The organism is Tabrizicola aquatica, assembly GCF_002900975.1.
GTDB lineage: Bacteria > Pseudomonadota > Alphaproteobacteria > Rhodobacterales > Rhodobacteraceae > Tabrizicola > Tabrizicola aquatica.
This window is the reverse complement of the sequence record NZ_PJON01000005.1, coordinates 164,283-185,910: the sequence shown is the minus strand read 5'-3', so window position 1 is coordinate 185,910 and position 21,628 is coordinate 164,283. Positions and strand designations below refer to the sequence as shown.

Genomic DNA, 21,628 nt, shown 5'->3' with positions numbered 1-21,628 from the left:
GCCCACCGCCCCTAGCCCAACGCGTCGTTGCAGCGCGCGCAGGTGCCGGGATGCTTGTGCGTCCCGACATCCGGCAGGACCTTCCAGCAGCGTTCGCATTTCTGGCCCTTGGCCGGATGGAACAGCACCGCCACCTCCGGCACATCCGCCAACCGGAACGCCTCCTCAGGGGCCTCGCCCTGCCGCAGGGCAAGGTCCGACGTGATGCAAAGCTCGGCGAAATCGACGCTGCCCAACACCGCCGCCAGGGTCGGGCTGACAAACACCTCCGGCGCGGCTTCCAGGCTGGAGCCGATCACCTTCGCCGTCCGCTGCACCTCCAGCGCCCCGGTCACCACCCGCCGCGCATCGCGCAGGGCGTCCCATTTCGCCGCCAGCGCCTGATCAAGCCAGGCCTTCGGCGTTTCGGGGAAATCGACCAGATGGACCGAGCTTTCCTCGCCCGGGAACCGCTCCAGCCAGACCTCCTCCATCGTGAAGACCAGCACCGGGGCCAGCCAGGTGGTCAGGCGGTGGAACAGGATATCCATCACCGTCCGGCAGGACCGCCGCGTGATGCTGTCCGCCGGGTCGCAGTACAGGCTGTCCTTGCGGATGTCGAAATAGACCGCCGAAAGGTCGGTGGTGCAGAAGGTGAACAGCTTCTGGAACACGCCCTGGAAGTCGTACTTGGCATAGCCCTCGCGCACTTCGGCATCGAGTTCCGCCAGCCGGTGCAGGATGAACCGCTCGCCTTCCGGCATGTCGGCAAAGTCCACCCGCTCCGCCTCGGTAAAGCCCTTCAGCGCGCCCAGCATATAGCGCATCGTATTGCGCAGGCGGCGATAGCTGTCGGCCACGCCTTTCAGGATTTCCTTCCCGATGCGCAGGTCCACGGTGTAGTCCGACTGCGCCACCCAAAGCCGCAGGATATCCGCGCCGTATTCCTTGATGACCTCTTCCGGGGCCACGGTGTTGCCCAGCGATTTGGACATCTTCATGCCCTTCTCGTCCAGCGTGAAGCCATGGGTCAACACGCCCCGATAGGGCGCCCGCCCCTTGGTCCCGCAGGACTGCAGCATGCTGGAATGGAACCACCCGCGATGCTGGTCGGTGCCTTCCAGATACAGGTCCGCAATCCCATCCGCCGCGCCATCCTCGCGGTCGCGCAGGACGAAGGCGTGGGTCGAACCAGAGTCGAACCAGACGTCCAGCACGTCGAAGACCTGTTCATAATCCGACGGATTCACGATGCCATCGAGCATCTTCTCCTTGAATCCTTGCACATACCAAACATCCGCGCCCTCAGCCTCGAAGGCCGCCTTGATCCGCGCGTTCACCTCTGCGTTGCGCAAAAGGAAGTCCGCCGCATCCGGGCGCGCCCCCTTCTTGACGAAGGCCGTCAGCGGAACCCCCCAGGCCCGCTGGCGGGACAGCACCCAGTCGGGGCGCGCCTCGATCATCGAAAACAGCCGGTTCCGCCCCGTCGAAGGGGTCCAGTCCACCAGTTGATTGATCGAGGTCAGCGCCCGCGCCCGGATCGTCTCGCCATAGGTCGACAGCCCGTCGTCCAGCTTGCGGTCGATCGCCACGAACCATTGCGGCGTGTTGCGATAGATGACCGGGGCCTTCGACCGCCAGGAGTGCGGGTAGGAATGCTTCAGCTTCGCCTTGGCAAACAGTGCGCCGGTATAGGCCAGCTGCTTGATGACCGACACGTTCGCCGGCCCTTCCTTGCCATCGGAAGTGATGATGTGCTGCCCGCCGAACAAGGGCAGGTCGGTGCGATACGACCCGTCCGCCTCGACGTTGTAGGTCATCGGCAGCCCGAACTTCACGCCCAGCTGATAGTCGTCATCGCCGTGGCTGGGGGCCGTATGCACGAACCCCGTCCCCGCATCGTCGGTGACATGCTCGCCCGGCAGCATGGGGACATCATAATCCCACTCGCCGTTGCCGCCTTCAACGCCACGGAAGGGGTGTGCCAGGACCATGCCCTTCAGGTCAGCGGCAGACACGTCTGCCAGCCGCCGCACCATCTCTGGCCCCACCAGCTTGGCCTGCGCCAGAACCGCCTCGGCCAACTTGTCTGCCAGAACAACACGGTGCCCGATGGTGGCCGAACTGTCCTCTGGCCGTCCGACGATTTCGTACAGACCGTAGGCAATCTCCGGCCCGAAGGCGACCGCCCGGTTCTGCGGAATCGTCCAGGGCGTCGTCGTCCAGATCACCACGTCGGTCGGCGTCTTGGTGAACAGCGCATCGCTAGCAATCACCCGGAACCGCACCCAGACCTGATGGCTGGTATGGTCGTGATACTCCACCTCAGCCTCGGCCAGCGCAGTCTTCTCTACCGGCGACCACATCACCGGCTTCGACCCCTGATAGAGCGACCCGTTCATGACGAACTTCATGAACTCGTCCGCGATCACCGCTTCGGCGTGATAGTCCATCGTGAGGTAGGGTTTGTCCCACTTCCCTGTGACGCCAAGCCGCTTGAACTCCTCGCGCTGCACCCCGATCCAGCCCTCGGCAAAGCGGCGGCATTCCTGGCGGAAGTCGACGATGTCCACGTCGTCCTTGTTCAGCCCCTTGGCGCGGTACTGCTCCTCGATCTTCCACTCGATCGGCAAGCCGTGGCAGTCCCAGCCCGGCACATAACGGGCATCCTTGCCCATCATCTGCTGCGACCGCACCACCATGTCCTTCAAGACCTTGTTCAGCGCATGCCCGATATGGAGGTGCCCGTTGGCATAGGGAGGGCCATCATGCAGCACGAACGGCGCCCGGCCGGCAGCCGTGGACCGCAACCGGTCATAGACCCCGATCCGCTCCCACCGCGCCAGCCAGTCCGGCTCGCGTTGCGGCAGGCCCGCCCGCATCGGGAAGGCGGTCTCGGGCAGGAAAACGGTATCGCGATAGTCAACAGCGGCGGTATCGGCGCACATGGGATCAGGACCTCAGGTCAGGGGCAGAACGGTCCGGACAGGACCAGCGGCAAGACGACGAACCCGGCCGGGCCTCAGCCCGCCGGGCCGGTAATTCGCGAAGGAATGACCCAGCCTGTCTGCATGACGGGCTTATAGACAAAGGCCGGCGCACGGTCCAGTGCGGCAAACTGCGTTTCACATTGGCCCAAATATCCTCTGGGGGTTTGGGGGGCGAAGCGCCCCCAACGCCGAGGAGGAGGCGCAGCCCGACGACGAGACAAAAGCCTTGCGGCGCATGCCGCTCCTTCCGAAAACCGCCCCGCGCCCGCGACACAGCGGCCTTTGCAGCAGAAAGCCTTGCGCCAAGGCGCATTCGCCCATTCCGATGATACCCACCCGAACAATAGCCCCCCGCGAAGGCCCCCGCGCAACCCCTTGATTTCATTTGGCCGAAACCAGCCGGCCCTTGCACGGCTCTGGACAGGCCGGCTGTGTCCTGCCATGCTGAGGCAATGAAACTTCCATCCCTCAACGTCCTTGGCCAGGATCTGCAACCCTGCTCTACCGCGCCGGTCACCGGATTCTTCCGTGACGGCTGCTGCAACACCGGCCCGATGGACCGGGGCCTGCACACGGTCTGCGCCACCATGACGGACGAATTCCTGGCGCTGTCGAAATATCTTGGCAACGACCTGTCCACCCCCCGGCCGGAATACGGCTTCCAGGGGTTGAAAGCCGGGGACCAGTGGTGCCTCTGCGCCGCGCGCTTCCTGCAGGCGCACCAGGAAGGTGCCGCGCCCAAGGTTCGCCTGGCGGCCACCCATCAGGCTACGCTGGCCGTCGTGCCGCTGGACATTCTGCGCGAACACGCCACCGACGGTGACTGATCAGGCCGCCGATCCGGTGTGGTTCGCCGCCGCCCGCACGGTGCCGTCGTCCCGCATCAGGTCATCGATGAACAGGCTCAGCAACTGCGGCCGCCCGCTGACGCCCGCCTTGCGATAGATCGCGTTCGTCTGCGCCTTGACCGTCCCCTCGCTGGTCGAGCGCAGGGCGGCAATCTCGGCCGTGGACATGCCCTTGATGGCGAACAGCGCGACATCCCGCTCTGATGCGGTCAGGCCCCATTCGGTGAACCGCTCCTGCAAGAGGTCCATGAACGCGCCCGATGCGCGGCGCAGCCGCTCTTCCGCGTGGTTCCGTTCGCGCAACGCCCGCCGCAGCATCAGCCCGCCGACCACCACGCCCAGGACCAGCCCGAGGGAGGCGCCGATCTCCATCAGCTCGCGCATTTCCCAGCTGATGGGAGACGTGCGCAGCCCCAGCACCGAGGACAGGATGTCGGATACGAAAAAGAAGGCGCACAGCGCCTGAATGACGAAGATCGCCAGAAAGGGGGCAGCGCGTTTCAATCAATGACCCGATGCGCCGACGGCCGGCTTAATCGTCATCATCATCGTCGTCGTCGTCATCGCTATCGCCGCCGCCCGATCCACCGCCGCCACCGCCCGACCCATTGCCGCCCGACCCCGAATTGCCGGAACCGCTGTTGTCGTCGTCATCGTCGTCATCGTCATCATCATCATCGTCGTCGTCATCGTCATCGTCATCGTCGTCATCGTCGTCCTTCGGATCACGACCTGACTTGCGATCATCGATGATCTTCGCCTCGCCCTTCTTGCCCGAAACGGGCTGCCAAAGGTCGCGCAGGATTTCCCCGGTCCGGGGGTTCAGGATGATTTCGCGCCGCCCGTCGCGGCTGGTCGCGACAATCCGCACGCGGCCCAGAAGCGTCCGCTCCTCGACGATCGAGCGAAAGCCCTGCGACTTCAACTGGCGCTTGATGCCGGCAACATAGTCCTGGGCCAGGGCGGGCCCGCCCAAGGCCGCAGCCGCTGCAAAAACCGTCAGGAATTCTCGGCGTTTCATCGTCATACCCCTATGGGCAATATGGAACATGCCGAAGGCCCCGGCAATACCGGGGCCCCCAGACCTCAGGCCAGGACCTCAGGATTTGCCGCTGTCGTCATCATCATCGTCATCATCGTCATCATCGTCGTCGTCATCATCGTCGTCGTCATCATCATCGCCGTCGCTGTCGCCGCTGCCACGCCCGCTGTTGTCGTCGTCGCCATCATCATCGTCGTCGTTGTCGTCATCGCTGTCGTCATCGTCGTCGCCGTCTTCAAAGTCGCTCTTGACGGTGCGGACGTCCTTACCCGTGCGACCAAGGTCGTCGCCATCGGCGGCTTCCTGCTCTTGCTTGATGACTTTCTGGGTCTCGTTGTCATAGACGACCTCGACCTTCACGCCGCCCTTGATCGCCTCGACCTTGGTCTGGGTCGGGCCAACCTTGACCTCGACGAAGTCATAGCCCTTTTCCAGATAGGCGTCGGCCAGCGCCGAGCCGTTGATCGCGGCATGGGCCATGTTCACCGACAGCGCGGCGGCTGCCGTGAACATCAAAAGCTTGGTCCTCAGTTTCATGGTCATCTCCGTTACGAGTTACTGGCCCGGGGGCCGGATCCGCACCACACCCTGTGGCACGACCCGACCTGACCTCGCCAAGCTCGTACTGACCATTTGCCCCCGGTTTAGGCCGGCGTCCATAAACCGGGGTGCTGTCGGCCTAAACTTACGTTTATGGCCGGGTTACGGGCTTTTCGCCTGCAACCATGGGGTGAAAGGGCCAGCGGCCCTAGACCTTCATCTGGACGCCAAGGTGCTTGGCCACCGTGAAGATGTCCTTGTCGCCGCGGCCGCACATGTTCATCACGATGATCTGGTCCTTGGGCAGGGTCGGCGCCAGCTTCATCACCTGGGCCAGGGCATGGGACGGCTCCAGCGCGGGGATGATTCCCTCCAGCCGGCAGCACAGCTGGAACGCCTCCAGCGCCTCGGCATCGGTGATGCTGACATATTCGGCGCGGCCCACGTCATGCAGCCAGGCATGTTCCGGCCCGATTCCCGGATAGTCGAGGCCGGCGCTGATGCTGAACCCCTCAAGGATCTGCCCGTCATTGTCCTGCAGCAGGTAGGTCCGGTTGCCATGCAGCACGCCCGGACGCCCGCCGGTCAGGCTGGCGCAATGCTCCATCCGGTCGTCCACGCCCTTGCCGCCGGCTTCGACACCGACGATTCGCACCGACTTGTCGTCCAGGAAGGGGTAGAACAGCCCCATCGCGTTCGACCCGCCGCCAATGGCCGCGACCAAGACGTCGGGCAGGCGACCCGCGCCTTCCTGTTCTTCCAGCTGCCAGCGCACTTCCTTGCCGATGATCGACTGGAAATCACGTACCATCGCCGGATAGGGATGCGGCCCGGCCACCGTGCCGATGCAATAGAACGTGTCGCGGACGTTCGTGACCCAATCCCGCAGCGCGTCGTTCATCGCATCTTTCAGCGTGCCGCGACCCGAGGTGACCGGAATCACCTCCGCGCCCAGAAGCTTCATGCGGAACACGTTCGGCGCCTGGCGTTCGACGTCATGCGCGCCCATGTAGACGACGCATTGCAGCCCGAACTTGGCGCAGACCGTCGCCGTCGCCACGCCGTGCTGACCCGCGCCGGTTTCAGCGATGATCCGCGTCTTGCCCATCCGCCGCGCCAGGATGATCTGGCCCAGCACGTTGTTGATCTTGTGCGCGCCGGTGTGGTTCAACTCGTCGCGCTTCATATAGACCTTGGCGCCGCCCAGATGCTCGGTCAGCCGCGGCGCGAAATACAGCGGAGACGGCCGCCCGACATAGTGCTTCCACAGATCATCCATCTCGGCCCAGAAGCTGGGGTCGGTCTTGGCGTGATTGTATCGCTCTTCCAACTCCAGGATCAGCGGCATCAGCGTTTCGGAAACGAAGCGCCCGCCGAACAGGCCGAACCGGCCCGCCTCATCCGGTCCCGTCATGAAGCTGTTCAATCCGTCCTCGGCCATGGCACACCCCCGTTGTTCCCTGCGGGATGTAGCGCCATTGCGGCGTCTGGAAAAGCCGGAGTTTTCGAAAACACTGGACGGTCGCCCAAGCCGCCCGCCCGAATTTTCGCAGAAAATTCGTCTAGCGCAGGATGGGCACCCCGCCCTTCACCCCTTGCGCCGCCTCGACGAAAGCCGCGATCCGGCCTGCGTCCTTCACCCCCGGAGCAGACTCCACGCCCGAGGACACGTCCACCTGCCGCGCGCCCGTCAGCCGCACCGCCTGTGCCACGTTGTCCGGCGTCAGCCCGCCCGCCAGCATCCAGGGTCGCAACCACTTGCGCCCGACCAGCAGTCGCCAGTCGAAGGCCAGCCCGTTGCCGCCCGGCAGGTCGGCCCCCTTCGGCGGCTTGGCGTCGATCAGCAGCTGATCGGCCGCCAGGCTCATCTCCATCAGGCCGGCCAGGTCGTCCTCTCCGGCGACGCCCATCGCCTTCATCACCGGCAGGCCATAGCGCGCCTTGACCGCCGCCACGCGCTCGGGCGTCTCAAGGCCGTGCAGTTGCAGCATGTCCAGGGGCACCGCGTCCACAAGGGCATCCAGCGCGGCGTCGTCGGCATCCACTGTCAGCGCGACCTTGCACAGCCCGTCCGGCGCCCCCAGTGCCAACTCGCGCGCGGCCTCCAGCGTCAGGTGGCGCGGGCTTTTCGGGAAAAAGACGAACCCTGCATAGCCCGCCCCGGCCCGTGCCACCGCCGCCACGTCGGCCGCCGTCCGCAGCCCGCAGATCTTGACCCGGACCTGCACTAGCGTTTGTCCAAAAGCGCCAACACCTCATCCTTCGGCGGGACCGAGGCGGAATCCTTCAGCACCGCCAACTCCCGCTCCAGCCGCGCGACCTCGCGCGACTTCTGACTGGCGGTGGCGCGGTGGCCATGCTCGCGGAACCATTCCCAGACAAAGCCGATCAATACGCCCGCCACGATCCCGGCGAAGATCACCAGGAACAGCGGCAGCTGCATCGCCCAGGTCAGCCCGGTCAGCGCCGCCAGGTCGCCCGGCAACAGCCGCACCTCGACGGGGGCGCGGTTGGCCAGGGCCACGGTCAGCAGGAACAGGCCCAAAAGGCCCAGAAGGATCAGGCGTAGATAGCGGATCATGCGGTCAACCCCGGCGTGTCAGACCAATATCGGCCCGATCCGGCCCGGGCGCAAGCGATGCGGCTATTTTCCGTTCAGCCGATCGCGCAGAAGCTTGCCGGTCTTGAAGAACGGCACCTTCTTGTCGTCGACTTTCACCGCCTCGCCCGTGCGGGGGTTTCGGCCCACGCGGCCATCGCGCGCCTTGACCGAAAAGGCCCCGAAGCCGCGCAGTTCGACGCGGTCGCCCTTGGCCAATGCGTCGATGATTTCCTCGAACACCGTATTTACGATCCGCTCGACATGCCGCTGCGTCAGATGCGGGTTCTCGTCAGCGATCTTCTGAATCAGTTCGGATCGGATCATCCGTTGTCCCCCCCAGTGGTCGGCCAGGTTGGCAGCGGCCGCCACGCGTTGTTCTGGGGCGACTATAGCGGCAGGTTTTGTGTCGGAGCAAACAAAAACCGGGACTTGGGGGTGGGGCCCCAAAAGGAAAGGCCCCGCACGGGGGCGGGGCCTTTCGGATTTCAACCAGAGGACAGCTTAGCTGCGGTCCTTCAGGGCCGCGCCCAGGATGTCGCCCAGCGAGGCGCCCGAATCGGACGAACCATACTGTTCGACGGCTTCCTTCTCTTCGGCGATCTCGCGCGCCTTGATCGACAGGCCCAGCTTGCGGGTCTTGGGGTCGATGTTGGTCACGCGCACGTCGACCTTGTCACCGACCTGGAAGCGCTCGGGGCGCTGGTCGGCACGGTCGCGGGCCAGGTCCGAGCGGCGGATGAACGACTTGGCGCCGTTGTATTCCACTTCGATCCCGCCGTCCTCGATCGCGGTCACGGCCACGGTGATCACCGCGCCACGCTTCACGCCATCAACCGCATCGGTGAAGGTGTCGTCGCCCAGAGCCTTGATCGAAAGCGAGATCCGCTCTTTCTCGACGTCCACTTCGGTGACGGCGGCCTGAACCGTGTCGCCCTTGCGGTAGTTCTGGATGGCTTCTTCGCCGCGCTGGTCCCAGGACAGGTCCGACAGGTGGACCATGCCGTCGATGTCGTTGTCGAGGCCGACGAACAGACCGAATTCGGTGATGTTCTTGACTTCGCCTTCGATCGACGAACCAACCGGGTGGGTCTCGGCAAAGACTTCCCACGGGTTGCGCTGAGTCTGCTTCAGGCCCAGCGAAACGCGACGCTTGGCGCTGTCGATTTCCAGAACCATGACGTCAACCTCTTGCGAGGTGGAGACGATCTTGCCGGGGTGCACGTTCTTCTTCGTCCAGGACATTTCCGAGACGTGAACCAGGCCCTCGACCCCCGCTTCCAGCTCCACGAAGGCGCCGTAGTCGGTGATGTTGGTGACGCGGCCCTTGTGGACCGAACCGATGGGATACATCTTCTCGACGGCATCCCACGGATCGGACTGAAGCTGCTTCATGCCCAGGCTGATGCGGTGGGTTTCCTTGTTGATCTTGATGACCTGGACCTTGACGGTCTCGCCGATCGACAGGATTTCCGACGGGTGGTTGACGCGGCGCCAAGCCATGTCGGTGACGTGCAGCAGGCCGTCAACGCCGCCCAGGTCAACGAAGGCACCGTATTCGGTGATGTTCTTGACCACGCCATCCACGACCTGACCTTCGGACAGGTTGCCGATGACTTCCGCACGCTGCTCGGCACGCGATTCTTCCAGGATCGCACGGCGCGAGACAACGATGTTGCCGCGGCGACGGTCCATCTTCAGGATCTGGAACGGCTGCTTCATGCCCATCAGCGGGCCAGCGTCGCGCACCGGGCGGACGTCAACCTGCGAACCGGGAAGGAACGCAACAGCGCCACCCAGGTCGACAGTGAAGCCGCCCTTGACCCGACCGAAGATCGCGCCATCGACGCGCTGCTCGGCGGCATAGGCTTTTTCCAGACGGTCCCAGGCTTCCTCGCGGCGGGCCTTCTCACGGCTGATCTGGGCTTCGCCACGAGCGTTCTCGACGCGGTCCAGATAGACTTCCACAGTGTCGCCAACGTTGATGTTGGGCTGCTCACCGGGGTTCGCGAATTCTTTAAGGTCGATGCGGCCTTCCATCTTGTAGCCGACATCGATGATGGCCTGGCCCGCTTCGATCGCGATGACCCGGCCTTTGACGACAGTGCCCTCTTCGGGAGTGTCGATCTCGAAGCTTTCCTTCAACAGGGCTTCGAAGTCTTCCATGGTTGCTTTAGCGCACATATAGATCAGTTTCCTTTTCACGTCTTTTCACAGGCCATGCGGTTGGCTCCGCCGGTCTTGCCCGAATGAAAGGACCCGCCCCTCCGGACGGGCCGGCGGTCGGGATCACTTCGGGATGGGCGGCCTATAGACCCAATGCCGCCGCGCTGCAAGAAAACTCAGCGTCGCGCGGCGGTGCGCCGGTCAAGTTCCGCGTTGATCTCGGCACCCAGCAGCACCATCACCGTCGACAGCCAGACCCACAGCATCAGCACCACCACCGCCGCAAGCGAGCCATAGGTCTCGTCATAGCTGCCGAAGTTGGCGACATACCACCCCATCCCGCCCGAGATCGCCACCAGCCCGACCGAGGCGATGACCGCCCCCGGCGTGATCCAGCGCCATTCCGCATCCGGCCGGTTCGGCCCCCAGCAGTAGACCACGGCCAGGACGACGATCATCACCGCCAGGATCACCGGCCAGCGCAGGATCAGCACCAGCGCCTCGGCCCCCGGGCCCAGTTGGTCGACCAGGAAGGGCAGCGCCGCCACGGCCGCGCCGATCAGGACCACCAGCGCGAAGCCACCCAGCGTGAAGCCCACCGCCACCAGCGTCAGCCGCACAAAGCCGCGCATCTCGCGCACGTCATAGGCGATCCCCAGCGCCTCGATCAGCGCCTTGGTCCCGCCGTTGGCCGACCACAGCGCCACCGCCAGCGCCACCAGCGCGGTCAAGGACAGCGTGTCGTCGGCCTTGGCGGCGATCCGTTCCGCCTGGCCCGTCACCAGCACCCGCGCCTCCTCGGGCATCAGCCCGGCCAGCGGCGCCATCAGGCCCGGCACCTCTTCCGGCGCCAGGATCAGCCCGAAAATCGAGATCAGCGCCGTGATCGCCGGCACCACCGCCAGCAACGCATAGAACGTCACCCCCGCCGCCACTGCCAGCACGCGGTCGCGCTGAACCTCGTCGCGCAAGGCGCGCAGAAACCCGCCCAGATCGGAAAGCCGGATCATTCGCTGTCTCCCTTCGTCCCGAAAGCCAACGGCCGGAAGCCCCCGGAAGTTCCGGCGCTGCGACGATCATTGCCATTCCAGGCCCATATTCCGGCCATCTTTCCCCGGAAAACTGTGCCCATGCCCTGGTTGCCCCCCTTTCTCATCGGCCTTGCCCTGTGGTCCTGCGCCGCCTGGGCCGCCCACCCGCGCGAGCTTTGGGATGTCCCCGCCTTCTGGACGGTCTGGGGCGCGGCCGTCCTGACGACCGCAGTTCTGGCGGCGCTGCGCCCTGATCAGGCGCTGCGCCAGACCGCGCTTGTCTTTCTGCCCTTGCTGCTTGTGCTTGCAGTCACCGGTCTGGCCAGCGGCGGTGGGGCGGGCTTGCTGCCCCTGGGTCTGGTTGCGGTCCTTGTCCTGGCCCTACCCGCCTGGGCGCTGGCGGCGGTGACGGCCTTGCTGCGGCGGTCGGGCTGAAGCCCCAGCCTAAAGTCCCAGCCTGTCTTTCGGAAACCCGACCCGCGCGAAGGCGGCAAAGGCCCGTTCCTCGAAATCCGGGGCGTCCAGTTCCAGCGTGTGCTGGCCGTAGTACCAGTGCAGCATCCGGGCAAAGGGCCAGTCCCGGCCCAGCGCCCCAGCCAGTGCCTGCGGAAAATCCGCCTCACCCTTTGCGTGCACCACCAGGCTGGGAAAGTCCGACCGGCCGAACAGTATCGCCGGCTTGCCATGCAGGAACCCTTCCATCGCCACCGCCGAGTTGACCGAGACCGTGACCGCGCAGGCGGCCAGCACGTCATGCACATTGGCATCGGTCACTTGCACCTTGGCGCCGCGCGCCATCGCGGCGGCAATCGCGGCGGCCCCTTCCTCCAGCGCCTTCGGATGCGGCTTGACCAGGACCGGCCGCCCCCCTGCCCCGGCCGCAACGCCCTGGATCATCCGCTCCATCGGCAGGGGGCAGCGCCCCTTGTGATAGGCCGAGCGGCCTTGCAGGAACAGCGCAACCGCCCCCTGCGGCAAGCCTTGCGCCGCCGCGCGCGGCTGGTTGAACCGCGACTTGCGGGGGGTGACGAGGCGGTGTTGCAACTGGTCCAGGAACTGGCGGGCCGCAGGCTCGTCCACCGCGCCGGGATCAAAGACTGCCCGGCCGGCGCTGCTTTCGGCCTGGATGCCCTCGGGGTCCAGGTGCCAGAACCCCTCGATATAGGCCAGCGCGGTGTTCAGCCAGCCTTCGCCCTGCATCTGGCCATTCTCGACGACATGCAGGTTGCCATCCGCAGCGCCTTGCCCCGCGTTCATCTCGTGCCCCGGTCGGGCCAGGGCACGAACGGTAAGACCGTGTTTTTCGCAAAGTTCGGCCAGCCGGGTAAAGATCGCCAGCCGTTCCTTGCCGCGCCAGGCATGGGCCTGCTTGGGGTTGATGTGGAAATGGACCTCGGGCCGGGGGACCATCGTCAGCCCGGCCCAGCCCGGCGCAAGGCAGCCTCGACCGCTGCGGCGGCCAGTTCCACCGCCTCGCCGATGGTCATTTCGCTGGTGTCGATCAGCACGGCATCGGCAGCGGGTCGCAGCGGCGCATCGACCCGGCCCATGTCGCGGGCGTCACGCTCGCGGACTTCGGCCAGGACCTGCGCCTCGTCGCCGCCCAGTTCCAGCCAACGCCGGTGCGCGCGCACCTCGGGGCTGGCGGTGACGTACAGCTTTACCTCGGCCTCGGGGCAGATCACCGTGCCGATGTCGCGCCCATCCAGGACCGCGCCACCCTCGCGCCGCGCGAACCTGCGCTGGAACTCCAGCAAGGCCGCCCGCACCTCGGGGATCACCGCAACCCGGCTGGCCGCTTGCCCCACAGCAAGAGACCGCAGGTCGTCCCGCTCCAGGTCATCGGGCGTCAGGCCCCGCGCCGCCGCGACCGGATCGCCGTTCTTCACCCCGACCGCGCGGTACAGCGACCCGGTGTCGAGATGCGCAAAGCCGAACCGCTCGGCCATCGCGCGGCTGATCGTGCCCTTGCCCGCCGCCGCCGGCCCGTCGATGGCCACCGTGAAGATCACCGCACTCTCCCTCTGCTCACGCCGGACAGCGCCACTCTTTGCCCGTCTGCAGCACCATGACGACAAACCAGACAGGTTTCAGCGTCTCCGCCGCCTCTGCCGAGATCATATTCGACGCTGTGACCTGCAGGAGCGCGAGCTTGCCATCCGCGGCCTGAAACTGGACGACGTCCTGCAACAGGACGTTTTCAGATGCTCCCGGCACCGGCCAGTCCGGGCAGCGTTCCACTGGCTCGACACCGTCCGTCGAATTTTGCCAATGCCTCACAGCCGTGACAAAGGCATCAAGCTCGGCCCTGGTCATGCGGATGTTTGTCTGGTCACCCTGCGGAACAGGGGCAAGATTCTCGTCCGCAGTGGCGATGGACATGATTTCCAAATCGCCGCCCTTTTCCCCAATTGTGGCACCAAAGCTGCCATCGCTGGCATCGTAGCTTGTCGCTTCGAAAATCGTGCCCGCCTGGCTGAGCCCTGTCAGGTCAATTGGTTCGCCCCGCCGGATCGGATCGACGAAGCGGTATAGGAATTCGGCAAGGAACGGGCTTTCGACCGTTTCAGACTGGCCATGCGCCGTCTGCACCAACCCGGTGAGTCCTACGCTGAACGCGATAGCCACTGCCACCTTGCCTGCCATCGTCCCGCCCCTTTTTCGCCTGCGGCCCCCTGGTTCACTCCCGCCGGATATTGGCCCCAAGCCCGTTCATCAGGCTTTCGAAGATCGGGAAAGACGTCACAATCGGCGAGGCATCGTCCACCGCGACCGGCTTCTGCGCTGCCATGCCGGCCACAAGGAACGACATGGCAATCCGGTGGTCGATATGAGTGGCACAGGTCGCCCCGCCCGGCACGCCCCCCGGCCCCATCCCGTGGACGATCAGGGTATCCTCGTCCTCCTCGACGCGGACCCCGCAGGCCTCCAGCCCCCGGGCCATCGCGTCGATCCGGTCGCTTTCCTTGACCCGCAATTCCTTCACCCCCCGCATCACCGTCTTGCCGGTCGCGAAGGAGGCCACCACCGACAGGACCGGATATTCGTCGATCATCGACGGCGCGCGTTCGGGCGGAACCTCGATCCCCTTCATGGCGCCGCTGAACCGGACGCGGAGGTCCGCCACCGGCTCGCCGCCTTCTTCCCGCGGGTTCTGGAACTCGATCTCCGCGCCCATCTCGACCAGCGTCAGATAGAGGCCGTTCCGGGTCAGGTTCTGGGAAACGCCCGGCACCAGGATATCCGACCCCTCGACGATCAGCGCCGCACAGACCGGGAAAGCCGCGCTGGAGGGATCGCGCGGCACCGCAACGGTCTGCGGGCGCAGCTCGGGCTGGCCGGTCAGGGTGATGACATGCCCCTCGGCCGATTTCTCGACGTGCAGCTTGGCCCCGAAGCCGACCAGCATCCGCTCGGAATGGTCGCGCGTCGGTTCCTTCTCGATCACCACCGTCTCGCCGGGCGCATTCAGCCCCGCCAGCAGCACCGCCGACTTCACTTGGGCCGAAGCCACCGGCAGCGTGTACCGCACCGGCACCGGGTTCGCCGCGCCGACGATCGTCATCGGCAACCGCCCGCCCTGCCGTCCGTAGGCCCGCGCGCCGAACAGCGACAGCGGGTCCGTCACCCGCCCCATCGGGCGCTTGCGAAGCGAGGCGTCCCCGGTGAAGGTCGCGGTGATCGGCGTCGTCGCCATCGTCCCCATGATCAGCCGGGCGCCTGTGCCGGAATTGCCGACGTCCAGCACATCCGCCGGCTCCTGGAAGCCACCGACACCGACACCATTCACGGTCCAGGCCCCCTCGCCATGCCGAGTGACCGTCGCGCCAAACGCCCGCATTGCCTTGGCGGTGTCCAGCACGTCCTGGCCTTCCAGCAGGCCCGAGATCCGCGTCTCCCCCACCGCCATCGCGCCGAAGATCAGGCTGCGGTGCGAGATCGACTTGTCGCCCGGCACCGAAGCCACGCCCTTCAGCGGCCCGGACTTGCGGGATTTCATCGGTTGCGCGTCGCCATGGCCGGACATCTTGGTCTCCCTCACACTTCGGGAAGCCTGATAGCGCAAGCGAAAGCCCCGCGCGACCCCGATTTCTGCAAGGCAGTGGGACCGGAGGCTTCGGCTATCCCCGCCGGAAGGTCAGGTAATGCGGCGCCCGCCCCTCGCGCAGGGCCTTCTGCTCATAGCGGGTAGAGAGCCAATCCTCCCAGGCCGCGCCCTCGCCGGTCTGCGAGACCAGGGTGAACCCGGCCTGCGGCACCTCTTCCAGCGTCTGGCGGACGTAATCGGGGATGTCGGTCGCAACGCGGAACTCGGCCCCCGGCGCGCAGGCGCGGGCCAGCGCGGTCAGGTAGCCCGGCGTCACAAAGCGGCGGCGGTGGTGGCGGGCCTTGGGCCAGGGGTCAGGATAGTTGAGAAAGACCTTGGACAGGCAGCCATCCGGCAGCACGTCGAAAAGGTCGCGGACGTCGCCGGGATGGATCGCGACATTCTCGACCTTCCCGTCGCGCAGCTTGCCCAGCAGCATCGCGACCCCGTTCACGAAGGGCTCACAGCCGATCAGGTAGATGCCGGGGTTCCGCGCGGCCATATGCACCAGATGTTCGCCCCCGCCAAAGCCGACCTCCAGCCACAGGGGCCGCCCACCGGTAAAGCCCAGGTCCAGCTTCGCCCGCGACGGGTTCTCCTCACGCGTCACGCCAGGCAGCGACAGGGCAGCTAGCCCCGTCTCAAGGTCCGCCTTCTGCTGCGCGCGCAGGGTCTTGCCGTGAATGCGGCCATAGAAGTTGCGCTGTTCGCCCGCGTCGGACATGAAAAGACCCCGGAGATGATCCGGGGCCTTCAAGCAGAGCCGGGGGCAAGGGTCAAGGCGATGCCTCCTCGTTCGACTTCGTCTCCTCGTCGGTGCGCGCACGACGCGTGACGAAGTCATCGAGGAGGTGGACTCAGACCGCCTTTTTCAGCGCCTCGACCAGATCGGTGCGCTCCCACGAGAAACCGCCATCCGCTTCCGGCGCGCGGCCGAAATGGCCATAGGCGCTGGTGCGGGCGTAGATCGGGCGGTTCAGGTCCAGGTGCGTGCGGATGCCGCGCGGGGTCAGGTCCATGACCTCGGCCACGGCCTTTTCGATGCGGCTGGCTTCGACCTGGCCGGTGCCGTGGGTGTCGACATAGATCGACAGGGGCTTGGCCACGCCGATGGCGTAGGAGACCTGCAGCGTGCAGCGTTCGGCCAGACCCGCCGCGACCACGTTCTTCGCCAGATAGCGCGCGGCGTAAGCGGCCGACCGATCAACCTTGGTCGGGTCCTTGCCGCTGAAAGCGCCACCACCATGCGGAGCGGCACCGCCATAGGTGTCGACGATGATCTTGCGCCCGGTCAGGCCCGCGTCACCATCCGGCCCGCCGATGACGAAAGTCCCCGTCGGGTTGACGTGCCATTCGGTCTTGCGGGTGATCCAGCCCTCGGGCAGGACCTCGCGGATATAGGGCTCCACGATCTTGCGGATGACCTTCGAGGTCTGGCGCTTGGACGTGTGCTGGGTGGACAGCACGATCGAGGTCACCTCGACCGGCTTGCCATCGGCGTAGCGCAGCGTCAGCTGGCTTTTCGCGTCCGGCCCCAGCGTGGGTTCCGCGCCGGATTTCCGCACCTCGGCCAGACGGCGCAGGATCGCATGGGCGTACTGGATCGGCGCGGGCATGTATTCCGGCGTCTCCAGCGTGGCATAGCCGAACATGATGCCCTGATCGCCGGCCCCATCCTTGTCCACGCCCTGCGCGATATGGGCGGACTGTTCGTGGATGTAGTTGTGGACCTTGATCTTTTCCCAGTGGAACTTCTTCTGCTCATAGCCGATGTCGCGGACGCAGTCGCGGACGATGCCGTCGACGCGCTGCATCATCGCCGCCGTCGCCTCTTTCGAGGACAGGCCGACCTCGCCCCCCACCACGACCCGGTTGGTCGTCGCAAAGGTTTCGCAGGCCACACGGGCGTTCGGCTCTTCCTTCAGGAAGGCGTCCAGGACGGCATCCGAGATGCGGTCGCAGACCTTGTCGGGGTGGCCCTCCGAGACGGACTCGGAAGTAAAGACGTAATCTTTGCGGCTCATGGGGAAGTGCTCCGTTGGTGAATCCCCGCCACGCCAGGAAGCCGTTGTGGCGGTTCAATGCAGCAGCACCTAGACCGCAGGGGGCGGGTCGTCAATGGGCGCTGCGGCGCGGCCGCCCAAAGGCCAGCCCGGCGAGGCCCGCCAGCAACAGACCCAGCGGCAGATCGCCCCAACGCGCATAGGGTGTGGGCGGCAGGGCACCGGGGATGCGCGTATCCAGGACCGCCCTGGTGCCGAAGGGCAGCGCCTCGACCACCCGTCCGCGCGCGTCGATCACCGCCGTGACCCCGGTGTTGGCGACCCGGACCAACGGCAGCCCCTGCTCGACCGCCCTCAACCGGGCCTGGTCGAAATGCTGAAATGGCCCGGTCCAGACCCCGAACCAGGCATCATTGGTGATCTGCAGCATCCAGTTCGCCCGCTCTGGCGCGGCATTGACCAGCCGGGGAAAGACCGCCTCATAGCAGATCAGCGGCAGGACCTTGCCAAAGCGGCCAAGGTCCAGGATCGCCGGCCCCGCGCCCGCCGAATAGGTGCTGCCGGCCTGGGCCGCAAAGGCCGTGATCCCGAACCAGTCATAGGCCAGGTCGCCGAAGGGGATATACTCGCCGAACGGCACCAGATGGTGCTTGTCATAGCGCGCGACCTCGGTCCCCTCGCCTTCCAGCACGCGCAGGCTGTTGTAGAACAACCCCTCCGATTCGCGCTGGATTCCCAGCGCCACCGGCCGCCCGCCCGAGGCCGCCATCACCAGCCCCGCGACCGAGGGCGCATATTCCAGCATGAAGGGCACTGCCGTCTCGGGCCACAGCGTCAGCTCGGCCGGGGTTCCCTGCGCGGTGAGGTCCAGCAGCCGGTCCAGATGGGTGTCCGCCAGCGCCTGGTCCCATTTCAGCGCCTGTTCGGCATTCGGCTGGACCAGACGGACCAGCCCCTCACGCGCATCGGGCAGGGGCTGGTCCAGCCGCCACAGGCCGAAGCCCAGCCCTGCCGCCAGCACCACCGCCGACCCCAGCGCCCCCCGCCAGCGCCAGGCCACCGGCAGCGCGGCGGCAAGCAGCAGCAGCAGACTTAACCCCGAAGGGCCAAGAACGGCCGCCAGTTGATCGATCGGCGTGCCGATGAACACATGGCCCAGCATCGCCCAGGGAAAGCCGGTCAGCACCACCCCGCGCAACCATTCCAGTCCCACGAAGGCCGCGACAAACCCCAGCGCCGGATGCCGCGTCCGGGCGGCCAACGCCGCCGCAGCCCCCCAGAACAGCGCCAGCCCTGCCGACAGCAGCACCACCGCGAAGGGCGCCATCCAGCCATGGCGGGGCAGGTCGATCAGAAAAGGCTCCACGATCCAGGACAGCGCAACGGCGAACTGCCCCGTCCCGGCCGCCAGACCGATCCAGAAGGCGGCCCGCCAGCTTTCCGCCTCGGCGACCAGCCAGATCACCCCGGCCAGCGCCGCCAGCGCCACAGGCCACAACCCGAAGGGCGCCTGCCCCAGCGCCACCGCCATGCCCAGCATAAAAGCCAGCGCCGCCCGGCGCCTGGGCGTCAACCGGGTCAGCGCCATCCGTCAGGTCGTCGCCTGGGCCGAGGGCAGCCGCACCCGCAACCGCTTGATCCGGCGCGGATCGGCATCGACGATCTCGAACTGGACGCCGGTTTCATGCTCGATCACCTCGCCCCGCGCCGGAACCCGGCCCGAGCGCAGGAACACGAGGCCCCCCAGCGTGTCGATCTCCTCGTCCTCCTCGCCGGTCCGCAGCGCGATGCCCAGCGCGGCCTCGATCTCTTCCAGGGGCGCGGTGGACTGGGCCAGGATCACGCCGGGCTTTTCTTCCTTCCACAGCGCGCCTTCATCCTCGTCATGCTCGTCCTCGATCTCGCCGATCACCGTTTCGATCAGGTTCTCGATCGTCACCAACCCGTCGACCCCGCCGTATTCGTCGATCACCAGGGCCATGTGGACGCGCTCCTTCTGCATCTTCTGCAGAAGGACGCCAGTGGGCATCGACGGCGGCGCATACAGGATCGGGCGCAACAGCCGCTTCAGACTGAACCGGCCACTGGCGCCAAACCCATGCTGCAAGGCAAGGTCCTTCAAAAGGACCAGACCCTGCGGATGGTCCAGCGTGCCCTTGTAGACCGGCACCCGGCTGAAGCCATGCTCACGAAAGACCTCGACCAGTTCCTCCTTGCCGATGTCCAGCGGCACGGCCACGATCTCGGCCTTGGGAATGGCCACATCATCCACCCGCATCCGGCGCAGGACATGCAGCCCCTGTGACGCCGCACTGGAACCGGAAGCTGCCTCGGGGGCTGCCGGCTCGGATGCCGGGGAAAAGGCGGAGAGAAGCCGTCCGAAAAAGCCGCGTTGGCCTTGATCAGAGGCGGGGTCATCGGTCGTCCCGTCCAGCGCGCCCTGCGCTGCGGGAGACCCGTCGGTGCTACTGCCCATCGGTCCTTTGTCCGAAAAATCACCCGTCACGCGGGTGCAGCGCCTAATATGGGTCAGAAACCCCAAGGCTGGCAAGTATCCGCACTTCCAAACCTTCCATCAGGGCGGCGTCCTCGTCCTCGATGTGATCGTACCCCAACAGATGCAGCACCCCATGCACGATCAGATGGGTCACATGCTCGGCCATCGGCTTGTCCTGCTCCGCCGCCTCGCGCGCGCAGGTATCCCAGGCGATGGCGATGTCGCCCAGGCTTTCGGGATCCTCCGCCGCGCCGGGTTCGGGTGGCTCGGGCGCTTCGCCCACAAACTCCGCGCCCCGTTCGTCCGATGGCCAGCTAAGGACATTGGTCGGCTGCGGCTTGCCGCGGAAATCGGCGTTCAGCACCGCGATCCGCGCATCGTCACAGCCCATCAGGCTGATCGAGAACCCTGCAACCGGCAACCCAAGGCCCGCCAACGCCGCACGCCCGGCGCGCTCGGCCAGGGCGGCAAGCCCAAAAGCCTCCCACCGCGCGTCCTCGATCACTGTCTCGACCAGATCCATGCCTGCGCCCTAGCGCGAAGCCAGCCGGGCGTCAAACCCGACCCGGGCTTTCTCTTCCCCAAATATCCTCAGGGGGTTTGGGGGCAGAATGCCCCCATCGCCGAGGAGGAGGCGAAGCCCGACGACGAGACAAAAGTCTTGCGCGTCAGCGCTCCGCCTGAAAGCCACCCGTCACCCCTGGGCTTCGTCGGCCTCATACGCCTCGATGATCCGACCGACCAGCGGGTGCCGGACCACATCCTTGGAGGTGAAGTAGTTGAAGCTGACCCCCCGCACCCCCTTCAGGATGCGTTCGGCGTCCATAAGGCCACTCGCCGTGCCGCGCGGCAGGTCGATCTGGGTCCGGTCGCCGGTGATCACCATGCGGCTGCCCTCGCCCAGTCGGGTCAGGAACATCTTCATCTGCATGGTCGTGGCGTTCTGCGCCTCGTCCAGGACGATGAAAGCGTTCGACAGCGTCCGGCCCCGCATGAAGGCCAGGGGGGCGATCTCGATCCGCTTCTCCTGCATCAGCTTTTCCACCTGCTTGGCCGGCAGGAAGTCGTTCAGCGCATCATACAGCGGCTGCATATAGGGATCGACCTTCTCCTTCGCGTCGCCGGGCAGGAAGCCAAGCCGTTCGCCCGCCTCCACCGCCGGGCGCGACAGGATGATCTTCTCCACCGCGCCCGAGATGAACATCGTCACTCCGACCGCGACCGCCAGATAGGTCTTGCCAGTGCCCGCAGGCCCGATGCCGAAGCCCAATTCGTGCTGGAACAGGTTCGCGACATAGGCCTTCTGCGCCTCGGTCCGCGGCTCGATCGGCTTCTTGCGGGTGCGAAGCTCCATCCCGGTCGAGAACAGCTCGATCTGTTCGGCGCTGTCGGCATTCCCGCCAGGCTTGCCAACAACCGGGCGACCCATGCGCATCGCGCCGTCAATGTCGCCAGCCGCGACGCCCCGGCCCGTTTCCAGCCGGGCATACAGCGAGCGCAGGACTGCGGCGGCCTGTTCGCGGGCGGTCTTGTCGCCGATCACCGCCAGACGGTTGCCACGCCGCAGGATGTGGACCCCCATCTGGTGCTCGATCTGCGCCAGGTTGCGGTCGAACTCGCCGCACAGGTCGATCAGCAATCGGTTGTCAGGGAATTCGAGGACGGTCTCGATGACGTCTTCGGCGGACGGGGGGGTCAGCGCGCTGATGCCCAACGGGTGCTCCTTCTGGCAAGGCCACAGGGAAATTGTGCAGCCGGATACGATCTGTGGCAAGGAAAACCCGCTGCCCCCACAATTTGTTGCGTTGGTTGACGCAATTTTTGTGAAGGCCCGCCCACTAATGCG

Annotated in this window: 22 protein-coding genes and 1 riboswitch; of the genes, 2 read left to right on the top strand and 20 right to left on the bottom strand. The window is 66.0% G+C overall.

The features are described 5' to 3' along the window. Positions 1-11 precede the first annotated feature (11 nt). Positions 12-2,927, bottom strand: coding sequence for an isoleucine--tRNA ligase (gene ileS / locus CXR42_RS17190; protein ID WP_103258821.1), 2,916 nt, complete (start codon positions 2,925-2,927; stop codon positions 12-14). Positions 2,928-3,421: 494 nt separating this feature from the next. Here ileS and CXR42_RS17185 point away from each other — a divergent pair, with 494 nt between their 5' ends. After that, complete coding sequence (locus tag CXR42_RS17185) at positions 3,422-3,796, top strand: DUF2237 family protein (protein ID WP_103258820.1); 375 nt, start codon at positions 3,422-3,424, stop codon at positions 3,794-3,796. On the opposite strand, the gene CXR42_RS17180 is transcribed toward CXR42_RS17185, so the two are convergent. From CXR42_RS17180 to CXR42_RS17140, 9 genes are all read right to left on the bottom strand, one after another. Beyond that, complete coding sequence (locus CXR42_RS17180; protein ID WP_103258819.1) at positions 3,797-4,321, bottom strand: helix-turn-helix transcriptional regulator; 525 nt, start codon at positions 4,319-4,321, stop codon at positions 3,797-3,799. 28 nt (positions 4,322-4,349) lie between these two features. Continuing rightward, positions 4,350-4,838 (bottom strand): hypothetical protein, encoded by a 489-nt coding sequence (locus tag CXR42_RS19620; RefSeq protein WP_180996099.1) that lies wholly within the window; start codon positions 4,836-4,838, stop codon positions 4,350-4,352. A 78-nt stretch (positions 4,839-4,916) separates the two neighbouring features. Further along, the gene (locus CXR42_RS17170) at positions 4,917-5,396 is read right to left on the bottom strand and encodes a PepSY domain-containing protein (RefSeq protein ID WP_146038098.1); all 480 of its coding nucleotides are present in this window, start codon (positions 5,394-5,396) and stop codon (positions 4,917-4,919) included. Positions 5,397-5,607: 211 nt separating this feature from the next. After that, positions 5,608-6,840 carry a tryptophan synthase subunit beta gene (gene trpB, locus CXR42_RS17165; protein ID WP_103258816.1) on the bottom strand — a complete coding sequence of 411 codons (1,233 nt, stop codon included), beginning with the start codon at positions 6,838-6,840 and terminating at the stop codon, positions 5,608-5,610. Positions 6,841-6,961: 121 nt separating this feature from the next. Beyond that, positions 6,962-7,627 carry a phosphoribosylanthranilate isomerase gene (locus CXR42_RS17160; RefSeq protein ID WP_103258815.1) on the bottom strand — a complete coding sequence of 222 codons (666 nt, stop codon included), beginning with the start codon at positions 7,625-7,627 and terminating at the stop codon, positions 6,962-6,964. Beyond that, positions 7,627-7,980, bottom strand: coding sequence for a lipopolysaccharide assembly protein LapA domain-containing protein (locus CXR42_RS17155; protein WP_103258814.1), 354 nt, complete (start codon positions 7,978-7,980; stop codon positions 7,627-7,629). The genes CXR42_RS17160 and CXR42_RS17155 overlap by 1 nt, the downstream gene beginning before the upstream one ends. 63 nt (positions 7,981-8,043) lie before the next feature. Continuing rightward, positions 8,044-8,325: an integration host factor subunit beta gene (ihfB, locus tag CXR42_RS17150; protein ID WP_103258922.1), complete on the bottom strand. Its 282-nt coding sequence runs from the start codon at positions 8,323-8,325 to the stop codon at positions 8,044-8,046. A 177-nt stretch (positions 8,326-8,502) separates the two neighbouring features. Then, complete coding sequence (gene rpsA, locus CXR42_RS17145; RefSeq protein WP_103258921.1) at positions 8,503-10,182, bottom strand: 30S ribosomal protein S1; 1,680 nt, start codon at positions 10,180-10,182, stop codon at positions 8,503-8,505. A 158-nt stretch (positions 10,183-10,340) separates the two neighbouring features. Further along, positions 10,341-11,174: a YihY/virulence factor BrkB family protein gene (locus CXR42_RS17140; protein ID WP_103258813.1), complete on the bottom strand. Its 834-nt coding sequence runs from the start codon at positions 11,172-11,174 to the stop codon at positions 10,341-10,343. Positions 11,175-11,294: 120 nt separating this feature from the next. On the opposite strand from CXR42_RS17140, the gene CXR42_RS17135 reads away from it, so the two are divergent. Then, on the top strand, positions 11,295-11,630 hold the full coding sequence (locus CXR42_RS17135) for a hypothetical protein (protein WP_103258812.1): 336 nt from the start codon (positions 11,295-11,297) through the stop codon (positions 11,628-11,630). Positions 11,631-11,639: 9 nt separating this feature from the next. Here CXR42_RS17135 and CXR42_RS17130 read toward each other — a convergent pair whose 3' ends face one another. The 10 genes from CXR42_RS17130 to CXR42_RS17085 form a co-directional block, all read right to left on the bottom strand. Then, a complete protein-coding gene (locus tag CXR42_RS17130; protein WP_103258811.1) occupies positions 11,640-12,605 on the bottom strand; it encodes a hypothetical protein in 966 nt (321 codons plus the stop codon). A 2-nt stretch (positions 12,606-12,607) separates the two neighbouring features. Next, entirely contained in the window at positions 12,608-13,207 is a 600-nt protein-coding gene (locus tag CXR42_RS17125; RefSeq protein WP_103258810.1) for a (d)CMP kinase, read from the bottom strand. A 16-nt stretch (positions 13,208-13,223) separates the two neighbouring features. Next, positions 13,224-13,841, bottom strand: coding sequence for a hypothetical protein (locus CXR42_RS17120; RefSeq protein WP_103258809.1), 618 nt, complete (start codon positions 13,839-13,841; stop codon positions 13,224-13,226). A 34-nt stretch (positions 13,842-13,875) separates the two neighbouring features. Further along, entirely contained in the window at positions 13,876-15,222 is a 1,347-nt protein-coding gene (gene aroA, locus CXR42_RS17115; protein WP_103258808.1) for a 3-phosphoshikimate 1-carboxyvinyltransferase, read from the bottom strand. A gap of 94 nt (positions 15,223-15,316) precedes the next feature. After that, positions 15,317-16,006: a tRNA (guanine(46)-N(7))-methyltransferase TrmB gene (gene trmB / locus CXR42_RS17110; RefSeq protein WP_180996098.1), complete on the bottom strand. Its 690-nt coding sequence runs from the start codon at positions 16,004-16,006 to the stop codon at positions 15,317-15,319. Positions 16,007-16,139: 133 nt separating this feature from the next. Beyond that, the gene (metK, locus tag CXR42_RS17105; protein WP_103258806.1) at positions 16,140-17,306 is read right to left on the bottom strand and encodes a methionine adenosyltransferase; all 1,167 of its coding nucleotides are present in this window, start codon (positions 17,304-17,306) and stop codon (positions 16,140-16,142) included. A 7-nt stretch (positions 17,307-17,313) separates the two neighbouring features. After that, positions 17,314-17,362: riboswitch (SAM-SAH riboswitch) on the bottom strand. A gap of 35 nt (positions 17,363-17,397) precedes the next feature. Next, the gene (lnt, locus tag CXR42_RS17100) at positions 17,398-18,873 is read right to left on the bottom strand and encodes an apolipoprotein N-acyltransferase (protein ID WP_103258805.1); all 1,476 of its coding nucleotides are present in this window, start codon (positions 18,871-18,873) and stop codon (positions 17,398-17,400) included. Between the two features lie 3 nt (positions 18,874-18,876). Next, positions 18,877-19,761 carry a transporter associated domain-containing protein gene (locus CXR42_RS17095; protein WP_103258804.1) on the bottom strand — a complete coding sequence of 295 codons (885 nt, stop codon included), beginning with the start codon at positions 19,759-19,761 and terminating at the stop codon, positions 18,877-18,879. 43 nt (positions 19,762-19,804) lie between these two features. Further along, positions 19,805-20,305 (bottom strand): rRNA maturation RNase YbeY, encoded by a 501-nt coding sequence (gene ybeY / locus CXR42_RS17090; RefSeq protein ID WP_103258803.1) that lies wholly within the window; start codon positions 20,303-20,305, stop codon positions 19,805-19,807. Between the two features lie 171 nt (positions 20,306-20,476). After that, the gene (locus CXR42_RS17085) at positions 20,477-21,496 is read right to left on the bottom strand and encodes a PhoH family protein (protein WP_180996097.1); all 1,020 of its coding nucleotides are present in this window, start codon (positions 21,494-21,496) and stop codon (positions 20,477-20,479) included. Positions 21,497-21,628 lie beyond the last annotated feature (132 nt).